This is a genomic window from Sphingobium indicum B90A (assembly GCF_000264945.2).
GTDB classification, from domain to species: Bacteria; Pseudomonadota; Alphaproteobacteria; order Sphingomonadales; family Sphingomonadaceae; genus Sphingobium; species Sphingobium indicum.
Window position 1 is genome coordinate 3,369,293 of the sequence record NZ_CP013070.1, and the last position, 20,275, is coordinate 3,389,567.

The window sequence follows — 20,275 nt, forward strand, 5'->3', positions numbered from 1 at the left end:
GCTCCTGCCTTCGCAGGAGCACGACATGTCAGGAACGCCTCCTTCGAATCACCCCCAAAGCGCCCCGCCCCTCGCCCCTTTTTGCCCGCCCGCGATCCGTTATTGCCCGCCCCTGAATCAGCCTAAGGGCTTAAACTTCCGCCCTATCCATCGAGAGGGGACGCAGATGCGCAACCGGCTTCACCATGGCATTTTCCTTGGCTTTTTCGCCCTGAGCACCGCCTGTTCGAGCGGGCTGTCCGGCCTCGCCAGCCTGCCGCCTGCCCCGACCGTCGCCTATCGCCTGGGCGCGGGGGACGAGGTGCGGGTGGCGATTCCGGGCCTCAGCGGGGCCGATTCCGGCGAGGGCAGCTACACGATCAACGATCGCGGCCAGATTTCGCTGCCGGTGCTGGGCGATGTCGACGCGGGCGGCAAGACGGTCCCGGAATTGCAGGCCAGCATCGCCAGCCAACTGACCCAGCGCCAGTTGCTCAATGCCCCGACCGTCAGCGTCCAGCCAGTGAGATTGCGTCCCTTTTATGTGCTGGGCGAGGTGAAGAGTCCCGGCGAATATCAATATCGCGCGGGCATGTCGGTGCTGGCGGCGGTGTCGGTGGCGGGCGGATATACCTTTCGCGCCGAACAGGGCAGCGTCGCCATCACCCGCATGGTCGACGGGCGGCAGGTGGTCGGCCGGGCGGGCGAGCGCGACATGATCCAGCCGGGCGACACGCTGCGCATCTATGAGAAGTGGTTTTGATGGCCCGCCCGGTCTTCGGCCCGGTCCTGGGTCGGGCCTCCGGGGGAGCGGCCGCCCTGTTGCTGATGACGGCGCTGCCCGACGCCCATGCGCAGGATATGGACGCCTCCGAACCCTTGCAGGGGGAACCGGCCGCGCTGTTCGAACCGACGCCGCTGTCGCTGGGCAGCGCGACCGTCAGGATCGGCGGCAGCGCGCGCCTGGAATATGACAGCAACATCTATGCCCAGGCCTTTGGCGAGAAGGACGATTTCCGGCTCCAGTTCCGCCCCTATGTCGACCTGCTGCGCAAGGGCGGCGCGCTGGAACTGACCGCCCGGGCGGAGGGGGATTTCCGCAAATATTTCCAATATGAGAAGGAAGATGCGGCCGGCGGGCGCGTCGCCGCCGGGCTGAACTGGAACCCGTCGGCCGCCGACCGGCTGAACGTCGGCGCAAGCTGGCAGCACCTGATAGAGGATCGGGGCGAGCCGGAGGGCAACACATTGCCCAATATCGGCCCGCGCGAACTCAATCTGGTGGATGGCGACCTGTCCTATCTGCATCAGGGTTCGCGCATCGGATTTCTGTTCAAGGCGACCGGCGCGCGGATGCGCTACACCCGCGCCATCGACGAGGAGCGCGACCTGGATGCGGTGGGCGGCCTGGCGCGGGTGATGCTGCGCGTGTCGCCGCTGACGAGCGTCTTCGTGGAGGGCGTCGCGGCGCATCGCGATTTCCGGCTGGCCCCCGCGCCAGGCCAGTTCAACCGCGATGCGTCGACCTATGGCGCACGGGTGGGCATCGCCATCGATCCGGGCGGCACGCTGCGCGGCGATGCCGCGGTGGGCGTCTATCGCCTGGACGCCAAGGACAAGCTGATCGAATCCCAGACCCGCATGTCGGTGCAGATCGGCCTGACATATGCGCCTCGCCCGCGCACGACCATCACGCTGGACGGCTTCGTCGGCAATGTCGCCACCTACCGGACCGGCGTGCAGTCCCGTGAGGACATGCGCTTCCGCCTGGGAATAAACCAGGAAATCCGGCATAATCTGACGGGCCGGTTGGGCATTCTCTACCGCCGCAGCAAATATTTCGGGGTCGACGACACCGACCATCTCTACGGCGTCACCGGCGAGCTGGAATATGCCGTCAACCGCCGGGTCGCCGTCGCGGGGATAGCGCGCTTTTCCAAACGCGACAGCAGCGTCCCGCTGGACGAATTCGACCGCGTCCGGGGGGGCATCGAACTGCGCATCCATTATTGACGCGCAGCCGTGCCGGGGCGGGACAGGACTGATCCAAAGGGCCGCCCCCTAACCCCTTCGCGCAATGGACTTGGGATCGCCCGCCAAGGACACTGGCCCGCATAACAGCGTGATCATACAGGAACCCCGCCGCCATGCTGGTAAGAGCATCCAGGCCACCCAGACTCGCGTTCGTCCTTCCGGGGCTGGGCGCGGGCGGATCGGAACATATCGTCAGCCTGCTCTGCAACCATTTCGCGGCGCAGGGCTGGGCGATCAGCCTGATCGCGTTCGAGGAGCCGTCCGCTCCATCCTATTACCCCTATCGTCCCGATGTGCGGATCGTCAGGCTGGGCATGAAGTCGCGCCGCCGCGCCGCCGCGACCGGCGCGCTGGCGATGCTGCGGCGGCACAGGTTGCTGCGGCGGGCGTTGAAGGCGGCGCAGCCCGAACTGGTGGTCAGCTTCCTCACCCGCACCAACATCCTGTCCGTGCTTGCCGCATGGCCGCTCCGCATTCCGGTGATCGTGTCGGAACGCAACAATCCCGCGCTCCAGACGGTGGGGCCGGTGTGGAGCCGGCTGCGGCGGATGACCTATCCGCGCGCCCTGGGCCTCATCACCATGACCCAGGGGGCGATGGACTGGTTCCAGGGCGCCATGGACGTGAAGGGATGGGTGATCCCCAATCCGGTGCCGCCCGCCGGCGCCGCGCCGGACCGACGGTCGGACGGCCGCACCATCGGCGCGGTGGGGCGGCTGGTGCCGCAAAAGGGATTCGACCTGCTGCTGGACGCCTTCGCCCATGTGGCGCAGCGCATACCTGACTGGAAGCTGGCGATCTGGGGCGAGGGGCCGGAGCGCGTCGCGCTGGAGCGGCAGCGCGACCGGCTGGGCCTGACGGATCGGGTCAGCCTGCCCGGCGTGACGGAAAGGCCGGGCGACTGGATTCCCCAAACCGACATCTTCGTCCTCTCCTCCCGCTTCGAAGGCTGGGGCATCGTCGTGGGGGAGGCCATGGGCGCGGGCCTGCCGGTCGTTTCCTTCGACTGCCAATGGGGTCCGGCCGAAATGATCGAGCATGACCGCAGCGGCCTGCTGGTGCCCAATGGCGACGGCGCGGCGCTGGGGGAAGCGATCGTCGCGCTCTGCAACGATCCGGCGCGGCGCGCTGCCCTGGGGCAGGCGGCGCGGGATCGGATGGCGGATTTCGGCCATGACCAGGTGCTCGCCCGCTGGCAGTCGGTCATCACCAGCATTCTCGACCATCATCGCGTGAGGGCAGGATCATGAACATGATGTCGCTGAAGGGCGTTGCGCGGGCGATGCGGCGGCGGCTGCGGGACGAACCGCCATTGCGGCTGGCGGCGGCGCGGGCCGACGCTTTCCTCGTTTCCTACCCCAAGAGCGGGCGGACATGGCTGCGTTACCTGCTCTCCTGCTATTTCGCGGAAAGCGCGAAGCTGGGCTTCGAGCCCGACCTCACCAGCACCTTCCGCATCCTGCCCAATTTCGACCGCGATCCCGTGCGCGGCATCGACGCCTTCATCGGGCGGACGGGCGAGGCGGGGCTGCCGCTGATCCTGGTCAGTCACCTGCCCTATCGCGAGCGGCTGTTCCTCGACCGGCCGGTCCTTTTCCTGGTCCGGGATCCTCGCGACGTGATCGTGTCCGCCTATTTCCACGCGACCCGGCACAAGAAGAGTTTTTCCGGCGACATGGCGGCTTTCCTGGACGAACCCAAATATGGGATGGCGGCGCTAACCGCCTATCTGAACGGCTGGGCGGCAGGGCTGGCGGGGCGGCCGCATCACCTGATCAGCTATGAACATATGCTGGCCGAACCGATGCCTGCCGTGGCGGGCATCCTCGCCTTTCTGGGCGTCGAGCCTCAGCCCGAAATGCTCGCCCGCGCCGTCGCCGCCGCGCAATTCGACCGGATGCGCGACAAGGAACGCGACGGCGGCATTCCCGGCCATGATTATGACCGCAACGACGACCAGAGCCTGCGCATGCGCAGCGGCAAGGCGGGCGCCTTCGGCGAGTGGCTGAGGCCCGATCAGGCCGATCTGGTGCTGGAACGCTGCCGGTCCGACCTGTCGCCCCGCGCCCTGGCGCTGCTGGCCGCCACCGGCGTCGACCTGGCCCGCTGAGATGCGCATCTGTTCGATCATCACCAGCTTCACGTCGGGCGGGGCGGAAATGCTGGTCTGCAATCTGGCGGAGGCTTTTGCGCAGGCGGGCCATCAGGCGACAGTCCTCTCGCTCAGCGACGCGGCGCAGGTGGGCAATGCGCCCGATACCGAAGCGGCGATGATGGCGCGGGTGCGGGCGGACGGCGCCACCGCCCTTTCCCTGGGCCTTGCCAACCGCAACAATCTGCCCGGCGGGGCGCTGGCGCTGCGCCGCGCCCTGCGCGCGATCCGGCCGGACGTGATCCACGCCCACACGGCCCGCGCCCTCTTCCCCCTTGCGCTGGCCATGCCCGGCCTGCCGGTGGTGCTGACCCACCATAACAGCCGCCTCTCCTTTCCGCCGTCGGCCTTCGCCCTCTTCGACTGCATCGTCGACGGCTATGTCGCGATTAGCGACCAGTGCGAGGCGATGCTGCGCGACCATGCCCGCAAGCCGATCCGCATGATCCTGAACGCCGCCAGCGCCCGCTTCCAGGCCGGGCGGCCGCGCGACGCCGCCGGGCGCGATCCGACGATCCTCGCCGTGGGCACGGTGTCGGCGCAGAAGGATTATCCCACCCTGCTCCGCGCCGCCCGCCCGCTGGTGGAGGCGCTGGCGGCGCAGGGCCGCTCCGCCCGCATCCGCATAGCGGGCGGGGGACCGGAATTCGGCCGGCTTCAGGTGCAGGCCGCTGGCGAACCCGTCGAATTGCTGGGCGCATGCAGCGGCGTCGACGCGCTGATGCGGCAGGCGGACCTGTTCGTGAACTGCTCGCTGTGGGAGGGTTTTCCCATCGCCATGATCGAGGCGGCGATGAGCGGCCTGCCCATCGTCGCGACCGCGGTGGCGGGCAATCGGGAAATGGTCCTGCCCGGCGTCAACGGCCGGCTCGTCCCCCCTTCCGACCCCGCCGCGCTGGCGCGGGCGGTCGTGGAGACGCTGAGCGACGACTCCCAATATGCCGCCCTGTCGCGGGGCGCGCTGCATGCCGCCCGGCGCTTTTCCCTCGAAAGCTGCGCGACGGCGCATCTCGACCTGTATCGGGAACTGACCCAGTCCCGCCGCTCCCGCTTCGCTCCGTCCCCTCTGGCCCGCCCGGTGTCGCCATGCGAATAGCCGCGCTGACCGACATCCATGCCGCCAGCGATCCGCTGCAACTCGCGCTCACCGCCGCCCGGCGAGAGGGGTTCGACCGGATGCTCATCCTGGGCGACCTGCTGACCTATGGCGTGCAGCCGCTGGAAACGCTGGAACTGGTGCAGGGCGCGGCGGTTCGCGACGGGGCGATCCTGATCAGCGGCAATCACGACATGCTCTACCGGGGGTCGGCGGCGGCGGAGGCCTATCGCGCCGCCCTGCCCGACTGGCTGCGCGAAAGCGTCGACTGGACCGCCGCCCATATCCCGTCCGACAGCATGACGGCGTTCGACTGGCGCGAAAGCTGGTCGCTGGGGCCGCTGTTCGCCGCCCATGCCAATCCCTTCGACTATGGCGACTGGCGCTACATCCGCTCGGCGCAGGAGGCGGAGGAAGCCGCCGCCGCGGTCGCGGCGCGGGGCTTTCTCTACGGCCTGTTCGGTCATGTCCACCGGCATCGCCGCTATGATTGCGACGCCGCCACCATCTTCACCCTCGCCTCGCTCGGCCAGCCGCGAGACGACGGCGACCGGACGCCGAAATGGGCGATGATCGACATCAGGGGAGATTCTGTGACCATCGAAAGCCGCGACATCGATTTCGATCCGGAGGACCAGATGCACGCCATCCGCGCCACCACGCTGTCCGCCGCCACGCAGGAGCGGCTCTGCCGGTTCTTCGCATGAAGATCCTCGTCACCGGAGCCGGCGCGGTGCTGGGACAGGGCATCGTCAAGGCGCTGCGGCAGTCGGCGCTGGAGTGCCAGGTCATCGCGGCCGACCCCAATCCGCTTTCCGCCGGCCTCTATTGGGCGGACCGCGCCTATCGCCTGCCCTTCGCCGATGACCCGGCCTTTGGCGACCGCATTCACCAACTGCTGGACCGGGAACGGCCCGACGCCGTGCTGGTCGGAACCGATGTCGAACTGTCCTGGTTCGCCGCCGAGCGCCACCGGCTGGAGGCGTTGTTCGGCACGCATGTGCTGGTCAGCGATCCCCGCGTCGTCGCCATTGCGGACGACAAGCTGGAGACGGCGCGCTTCTTCGAAAGCGTCGGCCTGCCTCACCCCGCCTCCGCCGCCGGCGAGGATAAGGAAGCGGTCGAGGCGCTGATCGACAGGGTCGGCTTTCCGCTGGTGGTGAAGCCCCGGATCGGCGCGCGTTCGGTCGGCGTATCGGTGGTGCATGGCCGCGCCGGACTGGCGTCGGCGCTGGAGGGGCGCGGCGGGCTTGTCGTGCAGCAATGCGTGGGCAGCGCCGATTGCGAATATACCGCCTCCACCCTCGTCTTCGATGGCGAAGTGCAGGCGTCCATCGTGATGCGCCGCGACCTGCGCGACGGAAACACCTATCGCGCTTATGTCGCCGACTATCCGGAACTGAACGATCAGGTGCGGATGCTGGGCCGGGCGCTGCAACCCCATGGCCCCGCCAACTTCCAGTTCCGCACCGATGCCGACGGCACCCCCTGCGTGTTCGAGATCAACGCCCGATTTTCCGGCACGACGCCGCTGCGCGCCATGGCGGGCTTCAACGAGGTGGAGATGTGCGTGCGGAAACTGCTCCACGCCACTCCCATCGTGCAGCCGCCGGTCCGGCCGGGGGTCATCTTGCGCTATTGGGACGAGATGTTCGTGCCGCAGGAGCGCATCGACGCGGTGCGATGAACGGCGTCGGCCCCCTGCTGGCCCTGACCGGCGGTTCGGGCTTTGTCGGCCGCGCTTTCCGGCCTGCGGTGCGGCGGGCGGGCTGGCGCATCCGCCATCTCGGCCGCCGTCCGCCGCCCGATGCCGATCCGGCGGACGAATGGGGGTTCCTGGACCTGGCGGCAGTGGAGGATGCGGACCTTTCCGGCTGCGCGGCGCTGGTGCATCTCGCTGCCCATATCCCCACCGACCATGGCGACCCGGCCGAAGCGGAGCGTTGCTGGCGGATCAACGCGCTCGGCACGCTGAGGCTGGTCGACGCGGCGATCCGGGCAGGGGTGGGGCGGATCATGCAGGCGAGCAGCGCCAACGCCTATGCGCCGACTGGCCAGCCTCCGGACGAGCGAGCGCCTCTCTTTCCCGGCAGCAGGGGCTATTATCTCGGTTCGAAGGTCTGTCAGGAAATCTACGCGGCGGAACGTTGCCGGGAGGAGGATGTGCTGCTCCAGACGCTGCGGCTGGCGTCGGTCTATGGGCCGGGTCAGCGGAGCGGCGCGCTGGCCGCGATGGCGCAGGCAGCCGCGAGCGGCGGGCCGATCCGGGTGCGTGGCGGCGGCGGGTTCGGGGCCGACCTGATCCATGTGGACGATGTGGCGCGGGCCATGCTGCTGTTGCTCGGCAGCGAGAATGCGGGGGCTTTCAATGTCGGCAGCGGCGTGCGCACGACGATTGCGGAACTGGCGCAACTGCTGGCGGAGCGAACGGGCGCGCCGGTCGTGCATGACGACGGCGAGGGGGGAGAGGATTGGGGCTTCCCCGCCCTCAATATCGATCGATTGCGGGCATTGGGCTATCGGCCGATGCGCCTGGCTGACGGCTTGAAGCTGTAGCAGCGGCGTGGCTGTTAATCCTCCCTACGCGCAGCGTGGGGAGGGGGACCGTTCGCGAAGCGAATGGTGGAGGGGAAATACGCAGGTCGTGCCCCATTCCCCTCCACCAGCCTTCGGCTGGTCCCCCTCCCTATCTCTCGATGGGGAGGAATAGGATAGGTCTACCCGACCCGAAACCCGCTCTAGCTCCCGTTCGGGCCGCCGGTGTTGCTGCCGCCGCCCGCGCCGCCCATGCCGCCGGCGCCGACCGCGCCGATATTGCCGAAAATCTCGTCGAACAGGCTGCGATGGCGGCCCAAAGTCGGCGTCTTGTCGCCAGAGGGGGAGATCTTCGCCACCTGCTCCAGCCCCATGCGGTCCACCGCCACGACATTGCCCGCCGCGTCGAAGCGGACGTGCAGCACGGTCTGCGACACGGGCTTGGGGCTGGAAAAGGCCAGCGATCGCATGTCGCGCGACACATAATACCAGTCCTGGTCGCCGAACTGCGCGACGAAGCTCGGCCGGCCCAGCGTGCCTTCCACGGAGGCGCGGTTGTCGATGCCCGGCTGGATCGAATCCACCAGCAGCTTGTCGACCTGATAACCCTGGTGGGTGCGGATGCGCGAGCAGCCCGACGCGCCCAGCAACAGCGCGCAAAGGCCTGCGCCAAGCAAAATCCGCCCGCTGCGGGATTGGCGGCTGAACTGGCGCATGAACTTCTCCTGCGGGGACATGCCCCGGACCTTGCCGAAAAACAAAGCCGCCATTGCATCGGGCGGCTGGCCGATCAATATGGAAATGCGTGGGCCTCGGCAAGGGGCCGCCTTTCGGTCCAGCCAGGAAACTCATTCGTCATGCCCAGCATCTTCCAGCGCCTGTTCGCGCCGAGCGATCCCAAGGACGCGATGCGCCCCCTCTACAACGCCATCGTCGCGGAGGGCCGCCGGCCCCATTGGTATGTGGAGGGGCGGGTTCCCGACACGATGGACGGGCGTTTCGACATGATCGTCGCCATCCTCGCCCAGGCGCTGATGCGGCTGGAGGCGCTGGGCGCTGCGCAGGAAAGCGTCTGGCTGACCGAATTGTTCGTGGACGACATGGACGGCCAGTTGCGGCAGGAAGGGATTGGCGACGTCGTCGTCGGCAAGCATATCGGCCGCATGGTGAGCGCGCTGGGCGGGCGGCTGGCGGCATACCGCGCCGCATTGTCGGGCGAAGCGGAACTGGATGAAGCGATCGCCCGCAACCTCTATCGCGGCGCGGCGCCGTCCGCCGACGCGCTGGCGCATGTCGAATCGCATCTGCGGTCGCGCTGGGTCAGGCTTGGCTGCATCGGCCGCGACGCCCTGATGGCTGGAGACCTTGGATGAGCACGACCCCCGAATTTTCCCGGCCGGTCCGTGTTGACCAGCTTGCCCGCCATGCCCAGCCAGTGACCATCACTGCCGATGCCGCCGAGCGCGAGGCGTTGGCCAGGCGCTTCCACCTGCTCGCGCTCGACCGGCTGGAGGCGGATTATGCGCTGAGCGAGGAAAATGGCGCGATCTACGCCAGGGGGCGGGTGCGGGCGGACCTTGCCCAGCCCTGCGTCGCGACCGGCGTTGCGGTTCCTGAAAGGGTCGATACCGACTTCCTCCTCCGCTTCGTCAGGGAAGGGGAGGATGCGCCCGAAGGCGACGAGCTGGAGCTGGATGCCGAGGATTGCGACACCATCGGCTATGACGGCCTGGTCCTCGACATGGGCGAGGCGGTGGCCGAAACGGTGGCGCTGGCCATGACGCCCTATCCGCGCGCTCCGGAAGCCGACAGCGTCCTGCGCGAAGCGGGCGTGCTGAGCGAGGAGCAGACCAGCCCCTTCGCCGCGCTGCTGTCGCTGAAGGACAAGAAATGAGGCTGACGCGGGCGCCCGATAGCCTGCGCCTGCTGCCACGCTGAGGGCTGCCTTCCGGCTCGCCCTGTGGCATAAGCGCGCCCATGGAAAGCCCGCCGCGCAAGATCATCCATATCGACATGGATGCCTTTTACGCGTCGGTCGAACAGCGCGACGATCCCAGCCTGCGGGGCAAGGCGCTGGCGGTGGGCGGCGGCGGTCCTCGCGGCGTGGTCGCCACCGCCAGCTATGAGGCGCGCAAATATGGCGTCCGCTCCGCCATGCCGGGCGCCAGGGCGCGGCGGCTCTGCCCCGACCTGCTGTTCGTCCGCCCCCGGTTCGAGGTCTATCGCGCCGTGTCCGCCCAGGTGCGGGAGATATTCTCGCGCTTCACCGACATCATCCAGCCGCTGTCGCTGGACGAAGCCTATCTGGACGTCACGCGGAACAAGCCCGGCATCCCCTCCGCCACTCGCATAGCCGAGGAAATCCGCCGCCTGATCCGGGAGGAAACCGGCCTCACCGCATCGGCGGGCGTCTCCTACAACAAGCTGATCGCCAAGCTGGCGTCGGACCAGAACAAGCCCGACGGCATCTGCGTCGTCCGGCCGCAGGAAGGCGCGGCCTTCATCGCGAAGATGCCGGTGCGGCGCATCCATGGCGTGGGGCCTGTGACAGCCAAGCGGATGCAGGCGCTGGGCATAGAGACGGGCGCGGATCTGCGCGCCCGCGACCTGCCCTTCCTCCAGCATCATTTCGGCAGCGCCGCGCTGTTCTACTATCGCGCATCGCGGGGCGAGGACGACCGTCCAGTCCATGAACGGCAGGAACGCAAGTCGGTGAGCGTCGAGGATACTTTCTTCGACGATCTGACGGCGGAGGATGCGCTGATCGTGGAACTGGACCGGATCGCGGAGAATCTCTGGGGCCGCATCGAAAAGAGCGGCGCCTATGGCCGGACAGTGGTGCTCAAGGTCAAGTTCGCGGATTTCCGGATCATCACCCGCTCCAGGAGCTTCGCCGCCCCGCTGCGCTCGCCCGATCTGCTGGCGGAGACCGGCCGGGCGCTGCTGCGCGCCCAACTGCCGCTGCGCATGGGGGCGCGGCTATTGGGGCTGGGCGTCCATAATCTGGACCATGAGGAACCGGAGCAGGCCAACGGTCAACTCAACCTCTCCCTGTAGGCACGGCTTAAAAATCCTCCCCATCGCAAGATGGGGAGGGGGACCAGCCGCAGGCTGGTGGAGGGGAATGGGGCACGACCTCCGAATTTCCCCTCCACCATTCGCTTCGCAAATGGTCCCCCTCCCCACGCTTCGCGCAGGGAGGATTTTCAGGCCCGCGCTCCAAGTCCCTCAGAAGGGCAGCCAGTTCCGCTTCTCGGTGAACTTCATGTAACCGGCGTTGACGCCCAGCCGGTACCCGACGCCCAGCCGGATCGGGATCAGCACCACGCTGCCCCAGCGCAGATAGCTGGCGGTGAAGCCGCCCACCAGATAGGCGGTGCCCTCCGCCGCCGGGAAGCGGTGATAAAGATCCTGCGTGTCATAGAGGTTGTAGACCAGCACGAAGGTATTGGCCGCGTTGCCGCCCACGTCGAAGCCGATGGACGGCCCCGTCCAATAGACTTCCCGCTTTCCCTCCACCTTGTGATTGAGCGTGCCGGACCCGTAGCGCAGGCCGACGACGAAAGCGCCCGACGCCTCGCGCCCGGCGATATAGGCGTTGGGGCGGCCCTGATCCTTCAATATCTTCTCGATGATGCCGGCCAGCCCTTCCGCGCCCTTGCCGAACACCCCTTCGGCCGCGCCGATCAGATCGTCTTCCTGATAGGAATCGCTGGGGGAGATCGCCGCCGGGGGAGAATTGGCCGTCACCGGCGCGCCGGTCGCGGTCGATCCGGTCGCCGTAGACCCCGAACCGGCCGGCGGCGGATCATAGGGCGCGCCGTTCCCGGACGGGACGCTGGGGTCCACGCCGGGATCGGTTGGCGTGCCCCCCTGCTGCGGCACGGGCGCCAGGTCGGCATCGATGGCGGTATTGGGATCGACGGTGCGCACCTGCGCCTGCGCGGCGACGGGCGCCAGCGTCATGCCGCCCAGGGCGACCGCCAAAGCGCCCGCCCATGCGGCGCGGCCCGAAAACCGCCGCAAAATCCCGATCATGTCCGCTACTCCCCAAAGAACCCGCTCTTGAACCATATTTCAGATTATCGGGGAACAAGCTGAAACGACAATGAACGAACGGCGACCCGAGTCGATTCCGCGCCAGTCCGAATCCGCTTTTCGAAATTGGGGTGATTTTTCTCCGCCGCGAACCGTTGCCATGCATCAAAGCCGCCGCTATAGGCCGACATCTAGCCACTGCTCACCTTATCCGGTGGGCAAATTCGTGCGGAGACGTGGGTGAGTGGCTGAAACCAGCGGTTTGCTAAACCGTCGTAGCCTTAAGGGGCTACCGAGGGTTCGAATCCCTCCGTCTCCGCCACCTTTCCCTCGCTCACAACCGGGCCCACCGCTGAAGGTCAGCCCAGGCGATAGGGCGTGGGGTCGCCCAGTTCCGCGATCAGTTCCTTGCGCGCCTGCGCCCTGCATTCGGCATAGTCCCGCCGCAGCGCCGCCTCTTCCAGGTCGGGGAAGCGATCGAGCAACCGGCGCAGGATGGATTCATCGTCCCCCAGCGCGATTTCCCCGGCCAGGGCTTGCGGCTCCAGCGCCGCCGACACCCGCGGCGCAAGCAGCTTCATCGTCCGCGCCCGCTCCCGAAATTCGAAGTCGATCAGCCGGGCGGATTCGAACTCGCCCTTTTTCAGCAAGGCGCGGCGCAAGTCCCAGGCCATCTGCCGCCGCCCCTTTTCCTCACCGCTCCTTGGTCGCGCTGAACTTGACCTTGGGGTGGCGTTCCTGCTGATAGCCGATGTCCCAGGCGCTTTTCGCCATGAAGACCAGATTGCCGTCGCGATCCTTGGCCATGTTAGCGCCGTTGAACGACACCAGATCCCTGATCGCCGCGTCATCGCCGGAAATCCAGCGCGCCGTGTCGAAGGGGGAAGCCTCCAGCCCGGCCGCCACCTTATATTCCGCCTCCAGCCGGGAGATCAGGACGTCGAGCTGCAACTGCCCGACGACGCCGACGATCCAGTTGGACCCGATCTCCGGATAGAAGACCTGGATCACGCCCTCTTCGCTCAGGTCGTCCAGCGCCTTGCGAAGCTGCTTCGTCTTGGTGGGGTCTTTCAGCGCCACGCGCCGCAGGATTTCCGGCGCGAAGTTAGGCAGGCCGGTGAAGCGCACCCCGGCCTTCTCGCTCAGCGTGTCCCCGACCCGCAACGTGCCATGGTTGGGAATGCCGATGATGTCGCCCGGAAAGGCCTCGTCCGCGATCTCGCGGTCCTGCGCGAAAAAGAGGATAGGGGAATGCACCGCGATCGGCTTGCCGCTGCCGCTCGGCGTCAGCTTCATGCCCCGCCTGAACTTGCCCGAACAAAGCCGCATGAAGGCGATCCGGTCGCGATGCTGCGGGTCCATATTGGCCTGGACCTTGAAGATGAAGCCGGTGACCTCGCTGTTCTCCGGCTCTACCGGCGCGGGTTCGGCGGGCTGGGCGCGGGGCGGCGGCGCGTGGGCGGCCAGCGCGTCGATCAACTCGGTGACGCCGAACAGCTTGAGCGCGGACCCGAAATAGACCGGCGTCAGGTCGCCATGGCGATAGGCGGCAAGATCGAAATCGGCATAGCCGCCCACCGCCAGTTCCGCCTCCTCGCGCAGCCGCGCCAGCCCCTGTCCGGAAAGGTGCCCGGCCAGCGCGTCGTCGTCGATGCCGGAGAAGAAGGCTTCCTTCCCCTCAAATTCCTTGCTCGCGCCCGAAGGCTGGCGCAGGCGGTTCCGGGCGAAATCGTAGATCCCCTCGAACTCGCCGCCCATGCCGACCGGCCAGCTCATCGGGCACACGTCCAGCGCCAGCGCGTCCGCCACTTCATCGAGAAGCGCGAAGGCGTCGCGGCCCTCCCGGTCCACTTTGTTGACGAAGGTGATGATCGGCACGTTGCGCAGCCGACATACCTCGAACAGCTTGCGCGTCTGCGGCTCGATGCCCTTGGCGGCGTCGATCACCATCACCGCGGAGTCCACCGCCGTCAGCGTGCGATAGGTGTCCTCGGAAAAATCCTCGTGCCCCGGCGTGTCGAGCAGGTTGAAGGTGATCCCGTCCCGCTCGAAGGTCATGACCGAGCTTGTCACGGAAATGCCGCGCTGCTGCTCGATCTTCATCCAGTCGGACCGCGCCCGCCGGTTCGCGCCGCGCGCCTTGACCTCGCCCGCCAGATGGATCGCCCCGCCTTCCAGCAGCAGCTTCTCGGTCAGCGTGGTCTTGCCCGCGTCGGGGTGCGAGATGATGGCGAAGGTGCGGCGGGAAGGAATGGTCATGGGCGGCCCATATAGCGATTCTTCGCTGCCGCGCCAGTAAGGCCGTTTTTGGCGCGGCGCCTCAAATCCAGCCGTCCACCACCGCCACGTCCATCCGGAAGGCCCGTTCCTCCCCCGGCGCCAGCCGCATGATCCCCTGCTTCTCCCAAACGTCTCCGGCAAAACCCACCAGGTCGGCCATTCCCGCCCAGGGTTCGACGCAGAGATAATGCGCGCCCGGCTTCTGCCACAGCCCCAGCCAGGGCGTATCGGGAAAGTCGATCCTCAGCCCCCTGCCGCCCGGCACGCCCCAGAACAGGCTGCGGCTCTCCAGCCGGTCCCAGATCAGCGCGTCGCCCCGGAACGTCGCAGGGGTGGGGGCCAGCACATGGCCCTCGACCGGCGAGGGCGCGCTCTCCAGCGCGATCAGTCCCGGCTCGTCCCCCACCTTGCGGATCGGCGCGGGCTCCGCCTTTTCGAACAGCACGCGGTGATCCTCCGCCGCTCCGCCATAGGGCAGCGGCCAGGCGAATGCAGGATGATAGCCGAAGGAAAAGGGCAGGTCGCCCGTCCCCCGATTGACCACCGTCGCGGTCATCCGCAGCGCCGCTCGCTCGACCGCGAAGCGCATGTCCAGCCGGAAGTCGAAGGGATATACGGCCCGCGTCTCCGCATCCGCCTCCAGCCGGAAGGTCGTGGCCTCGTCGCTGCGTTCGACCACGTCAAAGACCCTGCGCCGCGCAAAGCCATGCTGCGGCATGGGATAGTCCCGCCCCTCGAAGCGATAGGCGTCCCCCCGCGACCGCCCGACGAAGGGGAAGAGAAGAGGCGCATGTCCCGTCCACCAGCGCGGATCGGCATCGGTCATGAGTTCGCGCCCTTGCCCGTCTTTCAGCGACCATAGCTCCGCCCCCAGCGGGTTGATGCCGGCGCTGAGGTCGCCCGAACCGATGGTGATGAATTCGTCCGCCATGCGCTGCAATCTCCTTGCCGTCCGGCATAGAGCGATTTCCAGGCGATCGGAACCGATCGCTGGTCAGGAAATCGCGGAAAGCAAAGAATCAGGGGCGGCGAACCAGGCGCGGAACCACGCCCTGTCTCAACGGGTTGAAGGAGCAGCAGGGAGAAAATCGGATGAAATGGATTGGCGTGGCTGCGCTGCTGCTCTGTTCGACGGGCGCCCTGGCGCAGGAACAGGAGAAGAAGGACGACACGCTGAAGAAGGCGGGCACCATCGCCACCCAGCCGGCGCGGGACGTCGGCATCGACAAGGACAAGATTCCCGACGTGCTCCAGAAGGCGGTCGAAGACCCCTATCGGCGCCCGCCGGTGCGGAGCTGCAAGGCGCTCAAGACCTCGCTCGAGGAGCTTGACGCGGTGCTCGGCCCCGATTTCACCGTGGGGCAGAAGGCCAATGAGAACCGCACCGGCAAGATCGCCGAAGCGGTCGGCAAGACCATCGTCAATTCGATCATCCCCTTTCGCGGCCTGGTGCGGGAGATCAGCGGCGCGGCGCCCGCCGAGCGCCGTCTGGAAGCCGCCGTCACCGCCGGCATAGCCCGGCGCGGCTATCTGCGCGGCCTGGCCGACGCCAGGGGCTGCAAGATCACGAGTCCGCCTCCGACCGCGCAGGAGAAGTCGGATGAGGCGAAAAAATAAGCCATAGGGCAAAGGCCGCCTCCGCCGTCACCGCCACGATGTCTGCCTGAATCACCGTCGCATCGGCCAGGTCCGGCGCCGTCAGGGCCACCAGGCGCACGGCCGCTTGCAGAGAGCCGCCGAAGATCAGCGCCGCGCCCAGAGCGCGGGGAAACCGCCGCGAACGGAAAACCAGCAGCCCGGTCAGCAGCAGGTACAGCGCCAGGAAGATGCGGGCTATGCCCTGAACCTGATCCCGCAGCAGCAGCGCCAGTTCCACGAGGGAATAGGTCTGCGCCATGCCGATGCCCGGATGCGGCGCGCCGTCCAGCAGGACCAGCGGCGCCATGGCCGGAAGGCCGCTGGCCGCCAGCGTCGCGATGCCGATGACGGAAAGCAGTGCCGCCATCCGCGCAACATGCCTCCCGACCGGCGCGAACAGCGCGTAAAGCAGCACGGTCGCCCCCAGCATGGCGCAGATCATCGCCAGATCGCTCGCCTCCGCGGCGCGATAGGCCCAGGGGAAGTCCCTTATGTTCCGCGCCGTCTCCCGCCCGGAACCGGGCACGACCAGAGCGGCGCGGATCATGGCCTCACCCACGCCGCGCAGCGCCATTCCGCCGAGAAGGAAGAGGCCGGCGAGCCGCGCCTTCCCCTGGATCCCGGCGAACAGCCTCATCCGCGCAGCGTGCCGCCCAGCTTTTCCGCCGCCTTCACCACCGCGGCGCTGATCGCGTCCAGTTCTTCCTGGGAAAAGCTTTTTTCGCCGGGTTGCAGCGTGATCTCGACGGCAAGACTCTTCTTGCCCTCCTCAACGCCCGGCCCGACGAACAGGTCGAACAGCCGCGCATCGACGATCGCCTTCTTGTCCGCGTTCCTGACGGCCCGGACCAGCGTTTCGGCTTCGACGGCCTCATCGATGACGAAGGCGAAGTCGCGCTTCACCGCCTGCAAGGCCGGCGGCGCATAGGGCGCGCGCATGAAGCCGCTGGCCCGCTTTGCGGGGATCGCGTCCAGGAAGACCTCTCCCGCGACCACCGTGCCGGTCAGCCCGAACTGCTTGGCGAGGCTCGGATGCAGCACGCCGAATTCCGCCAGCACGGTCTTCGGCCCCAGCCGCATCGTGCCCGACTGGCCCGGATGATAGGCGCCAGACGCCTCGCCGAAGCTCTGCAGATTGGCGACGGGCGCCCCCGCCGCCGCCAGCAGCGCGATCACCTCGCTTTTGGCGTCGAAGACGGAGAAGGGCTGCGCCTTCCCCGTCTGCCAGCCCCGCGCCACCTTCTCGCCCGCCAGCACGAAGCCGACGGTCGCCCGCTCCCTGTCCGCCAGATAGCGGCGGCCCAGCTCGAACAGCCGCACCGCCGCCGCGCCCCGATCCGCGTTCCGCCGCGTGGCCGAAAGCAGGCCGGGCAGCAGGGAAGGCCGCATGACCTTCAGATCCTCCGAAATCGGGTTGGCGAGGGTCCATGCCCCGCCGCCGACCGCGGCGGCCTCCTTCTCCGAAATGAAGGACCAGTTGATCGCTTCGGCCAGCCCGCGCGCCGCCGCCGTCCGGCGCACGCGCCGCTCGACGGCCTGTTCCGGCGTGGCGGTCGGCTTGGCGACGCCGGGGGCGCGGGGCAGGGGGGTGGAGGGCACCTGATCCAGCCCGACGATGCGCACCACCTCCTCCACGATGTCAGGCCAACCGTCGACGTCACGCCGCCAGCTCGGCACCGTCACGGTCCAGTTGGCCGGGGTGGTGACCGGCACGCCGTCCTGATATTCGAAGGTGGCGTCATGGCCCTCCACCGCGAAGCCCAGGCTTTCCAGGATGCGCTTCTGCTCGGAATCCCCCACGTCCACGCCGGCCAGCGCCAGGCATTGCGCCGGATCGTAGGTCACGGTCTTCGCGGCCGCCGGCGGACTGCCGGCGCGGGTCGCCTCGCTCGCGCTGCCGCCGCACAGATGCGTCACCAGATAGGTCGCGATCGACAGGCCGTCGTCCAGGAAGGCGGGGTCCACCCCACGTTCGAACCGTGCGCGGGCGTCGCTGGTCAGCCCCAGCTTCTGCCCCGTCACCGCGATCCGCTCCGGCGTGAAATAGGCGCATTCGATCAGCACGTCGGTCGTGGCTTCGGTGGCGCCCGAATGCTCGCCGCCCATGATGCCGCCAATGTCGTGGACTGCCTCGTCGTCGGCGATCACGGTCATGCTCTCGTCGACGGCGTAGCTCTTGCCGTTCAGCGCCAGCACCTGCTCGCCCGGCCTGCCGCGCCGCGCCACCAGCCCGCCCTTCAGCGTCGCCATGTCATAGACGTGCAGCGGCCGGCCCAGATCGATCATGATGTAATTGGTGATGTCGACCAGCGTGCTGATCGGCTTCTGCCCGATGGCCTTCAACTGCTTGGCCATCCATTCGGGCGAACTGCCGTTCCTCACGCCGCGCACTGTCCGCGCGAAGAAGGCGGGACAGCCCTCGGCATCCTCTATCCGCACGTCCGGTCCCGGCCCGGCCGCCTCGATCACCGGCACGATCAGCGCATTTAGCGTGCCCAGCCCCGCCGCCGCCAGGTCGCGCGCGATGCCGCGCACGCCCATGCAGTCCTGCCGGTTGGGCGTGATCGACACGTCGATGACCGGATCGTCCAGCCCGGCCCACGCCGCATAGGACTGCCCCACCGGCGCGTCGGCGCTGAGTTCGATGATCCCGTCATGATCCTCGCCCAGTTCCAGTTCGCGGAAGGAACACATCATGCCGTTGGATTCGACGCCGCGAATCGCGGTCTTCTTCAGCACCATGCCGTTGGCCGGCACCACCGCGCCCTCTGTCCCGAACACGCCGACCAGGCCCGCCCGCGCATTGGGCGCGCCGCAGACGACCTGGATGGCGCCCTCGCCCGCATCCACGGTCAGCACCTGCAGCTTGTCCGCCTGCGGATGGCGCTCCGCCGTCAGCACCCTGGCGATGCGGAATGCGCCCAGCTTTTCCGCCGGATTCTCCACGCCCTCGACCTCAAGCCCGATGTTCGTCAGCCCCTTGAGGACCGTCGGCAGGTCCGCATCGGTATTGAGATGCGTCTTGAGCCAGCTCAGCGTGAACTTCATGCGCCCACTCCTCCGCTCAGCGTCGGCACGTCCAGCGCCGAAAAGCCGTAATGTTTGAGCCAGCGCAGATCGCCGTCGAAGAAAGCGCGCAAGTCGTTCATCCCATATTTCAGCATGGCGAGCCGGTCGACGCCGGTGCCGAAGGCAAAGCCCTGCCATTCGTCCGGATCGAGCCCGCACGCCTCGATCACCCGGCGGTTGACCATGCCGCTGCCCAGCACCTCCAGCCAGCCGCCGCCCGGCGCGTCGCCGTCGCCGCCGATCACCCGCTGGCCGCCCGCCAGCGTATAGCCGACGTCGACCTCCACCGAAGGCTCCGTGAAGGGGAAATAGCTGGGCCGCAGGCGCAGGACGATGTCGTCGCGCTCGAAAAAGGCCTTCAGGAAGGTCTCCAGCGTCCATTTGAGATGGCCGAGCGTGATGCCCTTGTCGATCACCAGCCCCTCGATCTGATGGAACATCGGCGTATGCGTCGCGTCGCTGTCCGACCGATAGACCCGGCCCGGCGCGATGATGCGGATCGGCGGTTCCTGGTTCTTCATCGTGCGGATCTGCACGGGGGAGGTGTGGGTGCGCAGCAGCATCTTCTTCCCGTCCCCATCCTCATCGCTTGTGTCGGGGAAGTAGAAAGTGTCGTGCATCGCCCGCGCCGGATGCGTCTCGGGAATGTTGAGCGCGGTGAAATTATGCCAGTCGTCCTCGATCTCCGGTCCCGTCGCCACGGAGAAGCCGAGGTCAGCGAAAATCTCCGCCAGCTCGTCCATCACCTGGCTGACCGGATGCACGGACCCCTGCGGACCGATGTCGGCGGGCAGGGTCATGTCGATCTTCTCGGCCGCGAGCTTCGCATCGAGCGCCGCCTGCTCCAGCGCCGCCTTCCTTTCCGCCAGCGCCGCCGTCACGCTCTCCCGCAAATCCTGGATCGGCGGGCCTTTCTCCAGCCGCTCCTCCGGACTCATCGGACCCAGCGTCTTGAGCAGCCCCGTCACCACGCCGTTCTTGCCCAAGGTGCCGACCCGCAGCGCCTCCAGCGCGTCGAGCGTGTCGGCGGCGGCAATATCCGCGATCAGGCCGGCTTTCAGATTGGCAATCTCAGTCATCGAACGTCGTTCCACTTTCCCGTCATTCCCGCGAAAGCGGGAACCCATCTCCTGCCCTCTCGCGGAGGGGTTCAAAGCCGAAAGCCAGGGCCAGATCATCCCATTCGGGATTTCCAGCCTCGATCAGCTCGATCTTCCATTGCCTGTTCCATTTCTTGATCCGCTTTTCCCGCAATATCGCGCCATCGATCGCGTCATGCATTTCGAACCAGACGAGGCGCTTGACGCCGTAGTCGCTCGTGAAGCCTTCAATCAAGCCGTTTCGATGTTCGTATAGACGCTTTACGAGGTCGGAGGTAACGCCGGTGTACAGCGTCCCATTTCGGCGGCTCGCCAATATATAGACCGTTGGGCTGATTTCGCGTTTCATGCATT

The 20,275-nt window shown here is 67.5% G+C and carries 21 protein-coding genes and 1 tRNA gene; 13 read left to right on the forward strand and 9 right to left on the reverse strand.

Annotated features, from left to right (window positions below):
- The first annotated feature begins 166 nt into the window (after positions 1-166).
- From SIDU_RS16280 to SIDU_RS16315, 8 genes are all read left to right on the forward strand, one after another.
- Positions 167-742: a polysaccharide biosynthesis/export family protein gene (locus SIDU_RS16280; protein ID WP_007689461.1), complete on the forward strand. Its 576-nt coding sequence runs from the start codon at positions 167-169 to the stop codon at positions 740-742.
- On the forward strand, positions 742-1,992 hold the full coding sequence (locus tag SIDU_RS16285; RefSeq protein ID WP_007689463.1) for an outer membrane beta-barrel protein: 1,251 nt from the start codon (positions 742-744) through the stop codon (positions 1,990-1,992). Before SIDU_RS16280 ends, SIDU_RS16285 begins: the two co-directional genes overlap by 1 nt.
- Positions 1,993-2,126: 134 nt before the next feature.
- Positions 2,127-3,263 carry a glycosyltransferase family 4 protein gene (locus SIDU_RS16290; protein ID WP_007689465.1) on the forward strand — a complete coding sequence of 379 codons (1,137 nt, stop codon included), beginning with the start codon at positions 2,127-2,129 and terminating at the stop codon, positions 3,261-3,263.
- A gap of 2 nt (positions 3,264-3,265) precedes the next feature.
- Positions 3,266-4,123 (forward strand): sulfotransferase domain-containing protein, encoded by an 858-nt coding sequence (locus SIDU_RS16295; protein WP_233431845.1) that lies wholly within the window; start codon positions 3,266-3,268, stop codon positions 4,121-4,123.
- A 1-nt stretch (position 4,124) separates the two neighbouring features.
- Positions 4,125-5,261, forward strand: a complete 1,137-nt coding sequence (locus SIDU_RS16300; protein ID WP_007689468.1) for a glycosyltransferase family 4 protein — start codon at positions 4,125-4,127, stop codon at positions 5,259-5,261.
- Positions 5,252-5,968 (forward strand): metallophosphoesterase family protein, encoded by a 717-nt coding sequence (locus SIDU_RS16305; protein WP_007689471.1) that lies wholly within the window; start codon positions 5,252-5,254, stop codon positions 5,966-5,968. Before SIDU_RS16300 ends, SIDU_RS16305 begins: the two co-directional genes overlap by 10 nt.
- The gene (locus tag SIDU_RS16310; RefSeq protein ID WP_007689473.1) at positions 5,965-6,948 is read left to right on the forward strand and encodes an ATP-grasp domain-containing protein; all 984 of its coding nucleotides are present in this window, start codon (positions 5,965-5,967) and stop codon (positions 6,946-6,948) included. The genes SIDU_RS16305 and SIDU_RS16310 overlap by 4 nt, the downstream gene beginning before the upstream one ends.
- Complete coding sequence (locus SIDU_RS16315) at positions 6,945-7,817, forward strand: NAD-dependent epimerase/dehydratase family protein (protein ID WP_007689475.1); 873 nt, start codon at positions 6,945-6,947, stop codon at positions 7,815-7,817. The genes SIDU_RS16310 and SIDU_RS16315 overlap by 4 nt, the downstream gene beginning before the upstream one ends.
- Positions 7,818-7,999: 182 nt before the next feature.
- Here the strand turns inward: SIDU_RS16315 and SIDU_RS16320 are convergent, their stop codons facing one another.
- Positions 8,000-8,566 carry an outer membrane protein assembly factor BamE gene (locus SIDU_RS16320; protein WP_007689476.1) on the reverse strand — a complete coding sequence of 189 codons (567 nt, stop codon included), beginning with the start codon at positions 8,564-8,566 and terminating at the stop codon, positions 8,000-8,002.
- A gap of 87 nt (positions 8,567-8,653) precedes the next feature.
- On the opposite strand from SIDU_RS16320, the gene SIDU_RS16325 reads away from it, so the two are divergent.
- The 3 genes from SIDU_RS16325 to dinB all read left to right on the forward strand — a co-directional run bounded on the left by SIDU_RS16325 (position 8,654) and on the right by dinB (position 10,853).
- On the forward strand, positions 8,654-9,169 hold the full coding sequence (locus SIDU_RS16325) for a ubiquinol-cytochrome C chaperone family protein (protein ID WP_007689478.1): 516 nt from the start codon (positions 8,654-8,656) through the stop codon (positions 9,167-9,169).
- On the forward strand, positions 9,166-9,690 hold the full coding sequence (locus SIDU_RS16330) for a DUF177 domain-containing protein (RefSeq protein ID WP_007689480.1): 525 nt from the start codon (positions 9,166-9,168) through the stop codon (positions 9,688-9,690). Before SIDU_RS16325 ends, SIDU_RS16330 begins: the two co-directional genes overlap by 4 nt.
- 83 nt (positions 9,691-9,773) lie before the next feature.
- On the forward strand, positions 9,774-10,853 hold the full coding sequence (dinB, locus tag SIDU_RS16335) for a DNA polymerase IV (protein WP_007689482.1): 1,080 nt from the start codon (positions 9,774-9,776) through the stop codon (positions 10,851-10,853).
- 171 nt (positions 10,854-11,024) lie between these two features.
- On the opposite strand, the gene SIDU_RS16340 is transcribed toward dinB, so the two are convergent.
- On the reverse strand, positions 11,025-11,834 hold the full coding sequence (locus SIDU_RS16340; RefSeq protein WP_007689483.1) for a DUF1134 domain-containing protein: 810 nt from the start codon (positions 11,832-11,834) through the stop codon (positions 11,025-11,027).
- A 230-nt stretch (positions 11,835-12,064) separates the two neighbouring features.
- On the opposite strand from SIDU_RS16340, the gene SIDU_RS16345 reads away from it, so the two are divergent.
- A tRNA-Ser gene (locus SIDU_RS16345) sits at positions 12,065-12,156 on the forward strand.
- Positions 12,157-12,193: 37 nt separating this feature from the next.
- Here the strand turns inward: SIDU_RS16345 and SIDU_RS16350 are convergent.
- The 3 genes from SIDU_RS16350 to SIDU_RS16360 form a co-directional block, all read right to left on the reverse strand.
- Entirely contained in the window at positions 12,194-12,508 is a 315-nt protein-coding gene (locus tag SIDU_RS16350) for a hypothetical protein (protein ID WP_007689486.1), read from the reverse strand.
- A 19-nt stretch (positions 12,509-12,527) separates the two neighbouring features.
- Positions 12,528-14,093: a peptide chain release factor 3 gene (locus tag SIDU_RS16355; protein ID WP_007689488.1), complete on the reverse strand. Its 1,566-nt coding sequence runs from the start codon at positions 14,091-14,093 to the stop codon at positions 12,528-12,530.
- Between the two features lie 61 nt (positions 14,094-14,154).
- A complete protein-coding gene (locus SIDU_RS16360; protein ID WP_007689490.1) occupies positions 14,155-15,045 on the reverse strand; it encodes an aldose 1-epimerase family protein in 891 nt (296 codons plus the stop codon).
- A 161-nt stretch (positions 15,046-15,206) separates the two neighbouring features.
- Here SIDU_RS16360 and SIDU_RS16365 point away from each other — a divergent pair, with 161 nt between their 5' ends.
- Complete coding sequence (locus tag SIDU_RS16365; protein WP_007689492.1) at positions 15,207-15,731, forward strand: hypothetical protein; 525 nt, start codon at positions 15,207-15,209, stop codon at positions 15,729-15,731.
- Here SIDU_RS16365 and SIDU_RS16370 read toward each other — a convergent pair.
- From SIDU_RS16370 to SIDU_RS16385, 4 genes are read right to left on the reverse strand one after another with little or no spacing between them, the layout of a single operon-like run.
- On the reverse strand, positions 15,679-16,389 hold the full coding sequence (locus SIDU_RS16370; RefSeq protein ID WP_007689493.1) for a DUF4386 domain-containing protein: 711 nt from the start codon (positions 16,387-16,389) through the stop codon (positions 15,679-15,681). The two genes, SIDU_RS16365 and SIDU_RS16370, sit on opposite strands and share 53 nt — an antisense overlap.
- Positions 16,386-18,800 (reverse strand): phenylalanine--tRNA ligase subunit beta, encoded by a 2,415-nt coding sequence (gene pheT / locus SIDU_RS16375; protein ID WP_007689495.1) that lies wholly within the window; start codon positions 18,798-18,800, stop codon positions 16,386-16,388. Before pheT ends, SIDU_RS16370 begins: the two co-directional genes overlap by 4 nt.
- On the reverse strand, positions 18,797-19,900 hold the full coding sequence (pheS, locus tag SIDU_RS16380; protein ID WP_007689497.1) for a phenylalanine--tRNA ligase subunit alpha: 1,104 nt from the start codon (positions 19,898-19,900) through the stop codon (positions 18,797-18,799). The genes pheT and pheS overlap by 4 nt, the downstream gene beginning before the upstream one ends.
- 22 nt (positions 19,901-19,922) lie before the next feature.
- On the reverse strand, positions 19,923-20,270 hold the full coding sequence (locus SIDU_RS16385) for a GIY-YIG nuclease family protein (RefSeq protein ID WP_007689499.1): 348 nt from the start codon (positions 20,268-20,270) through the stop codon (positions 19,923-19,925).
- Positions 20,271-20,275: the final 5 nt, after the last annotated feature.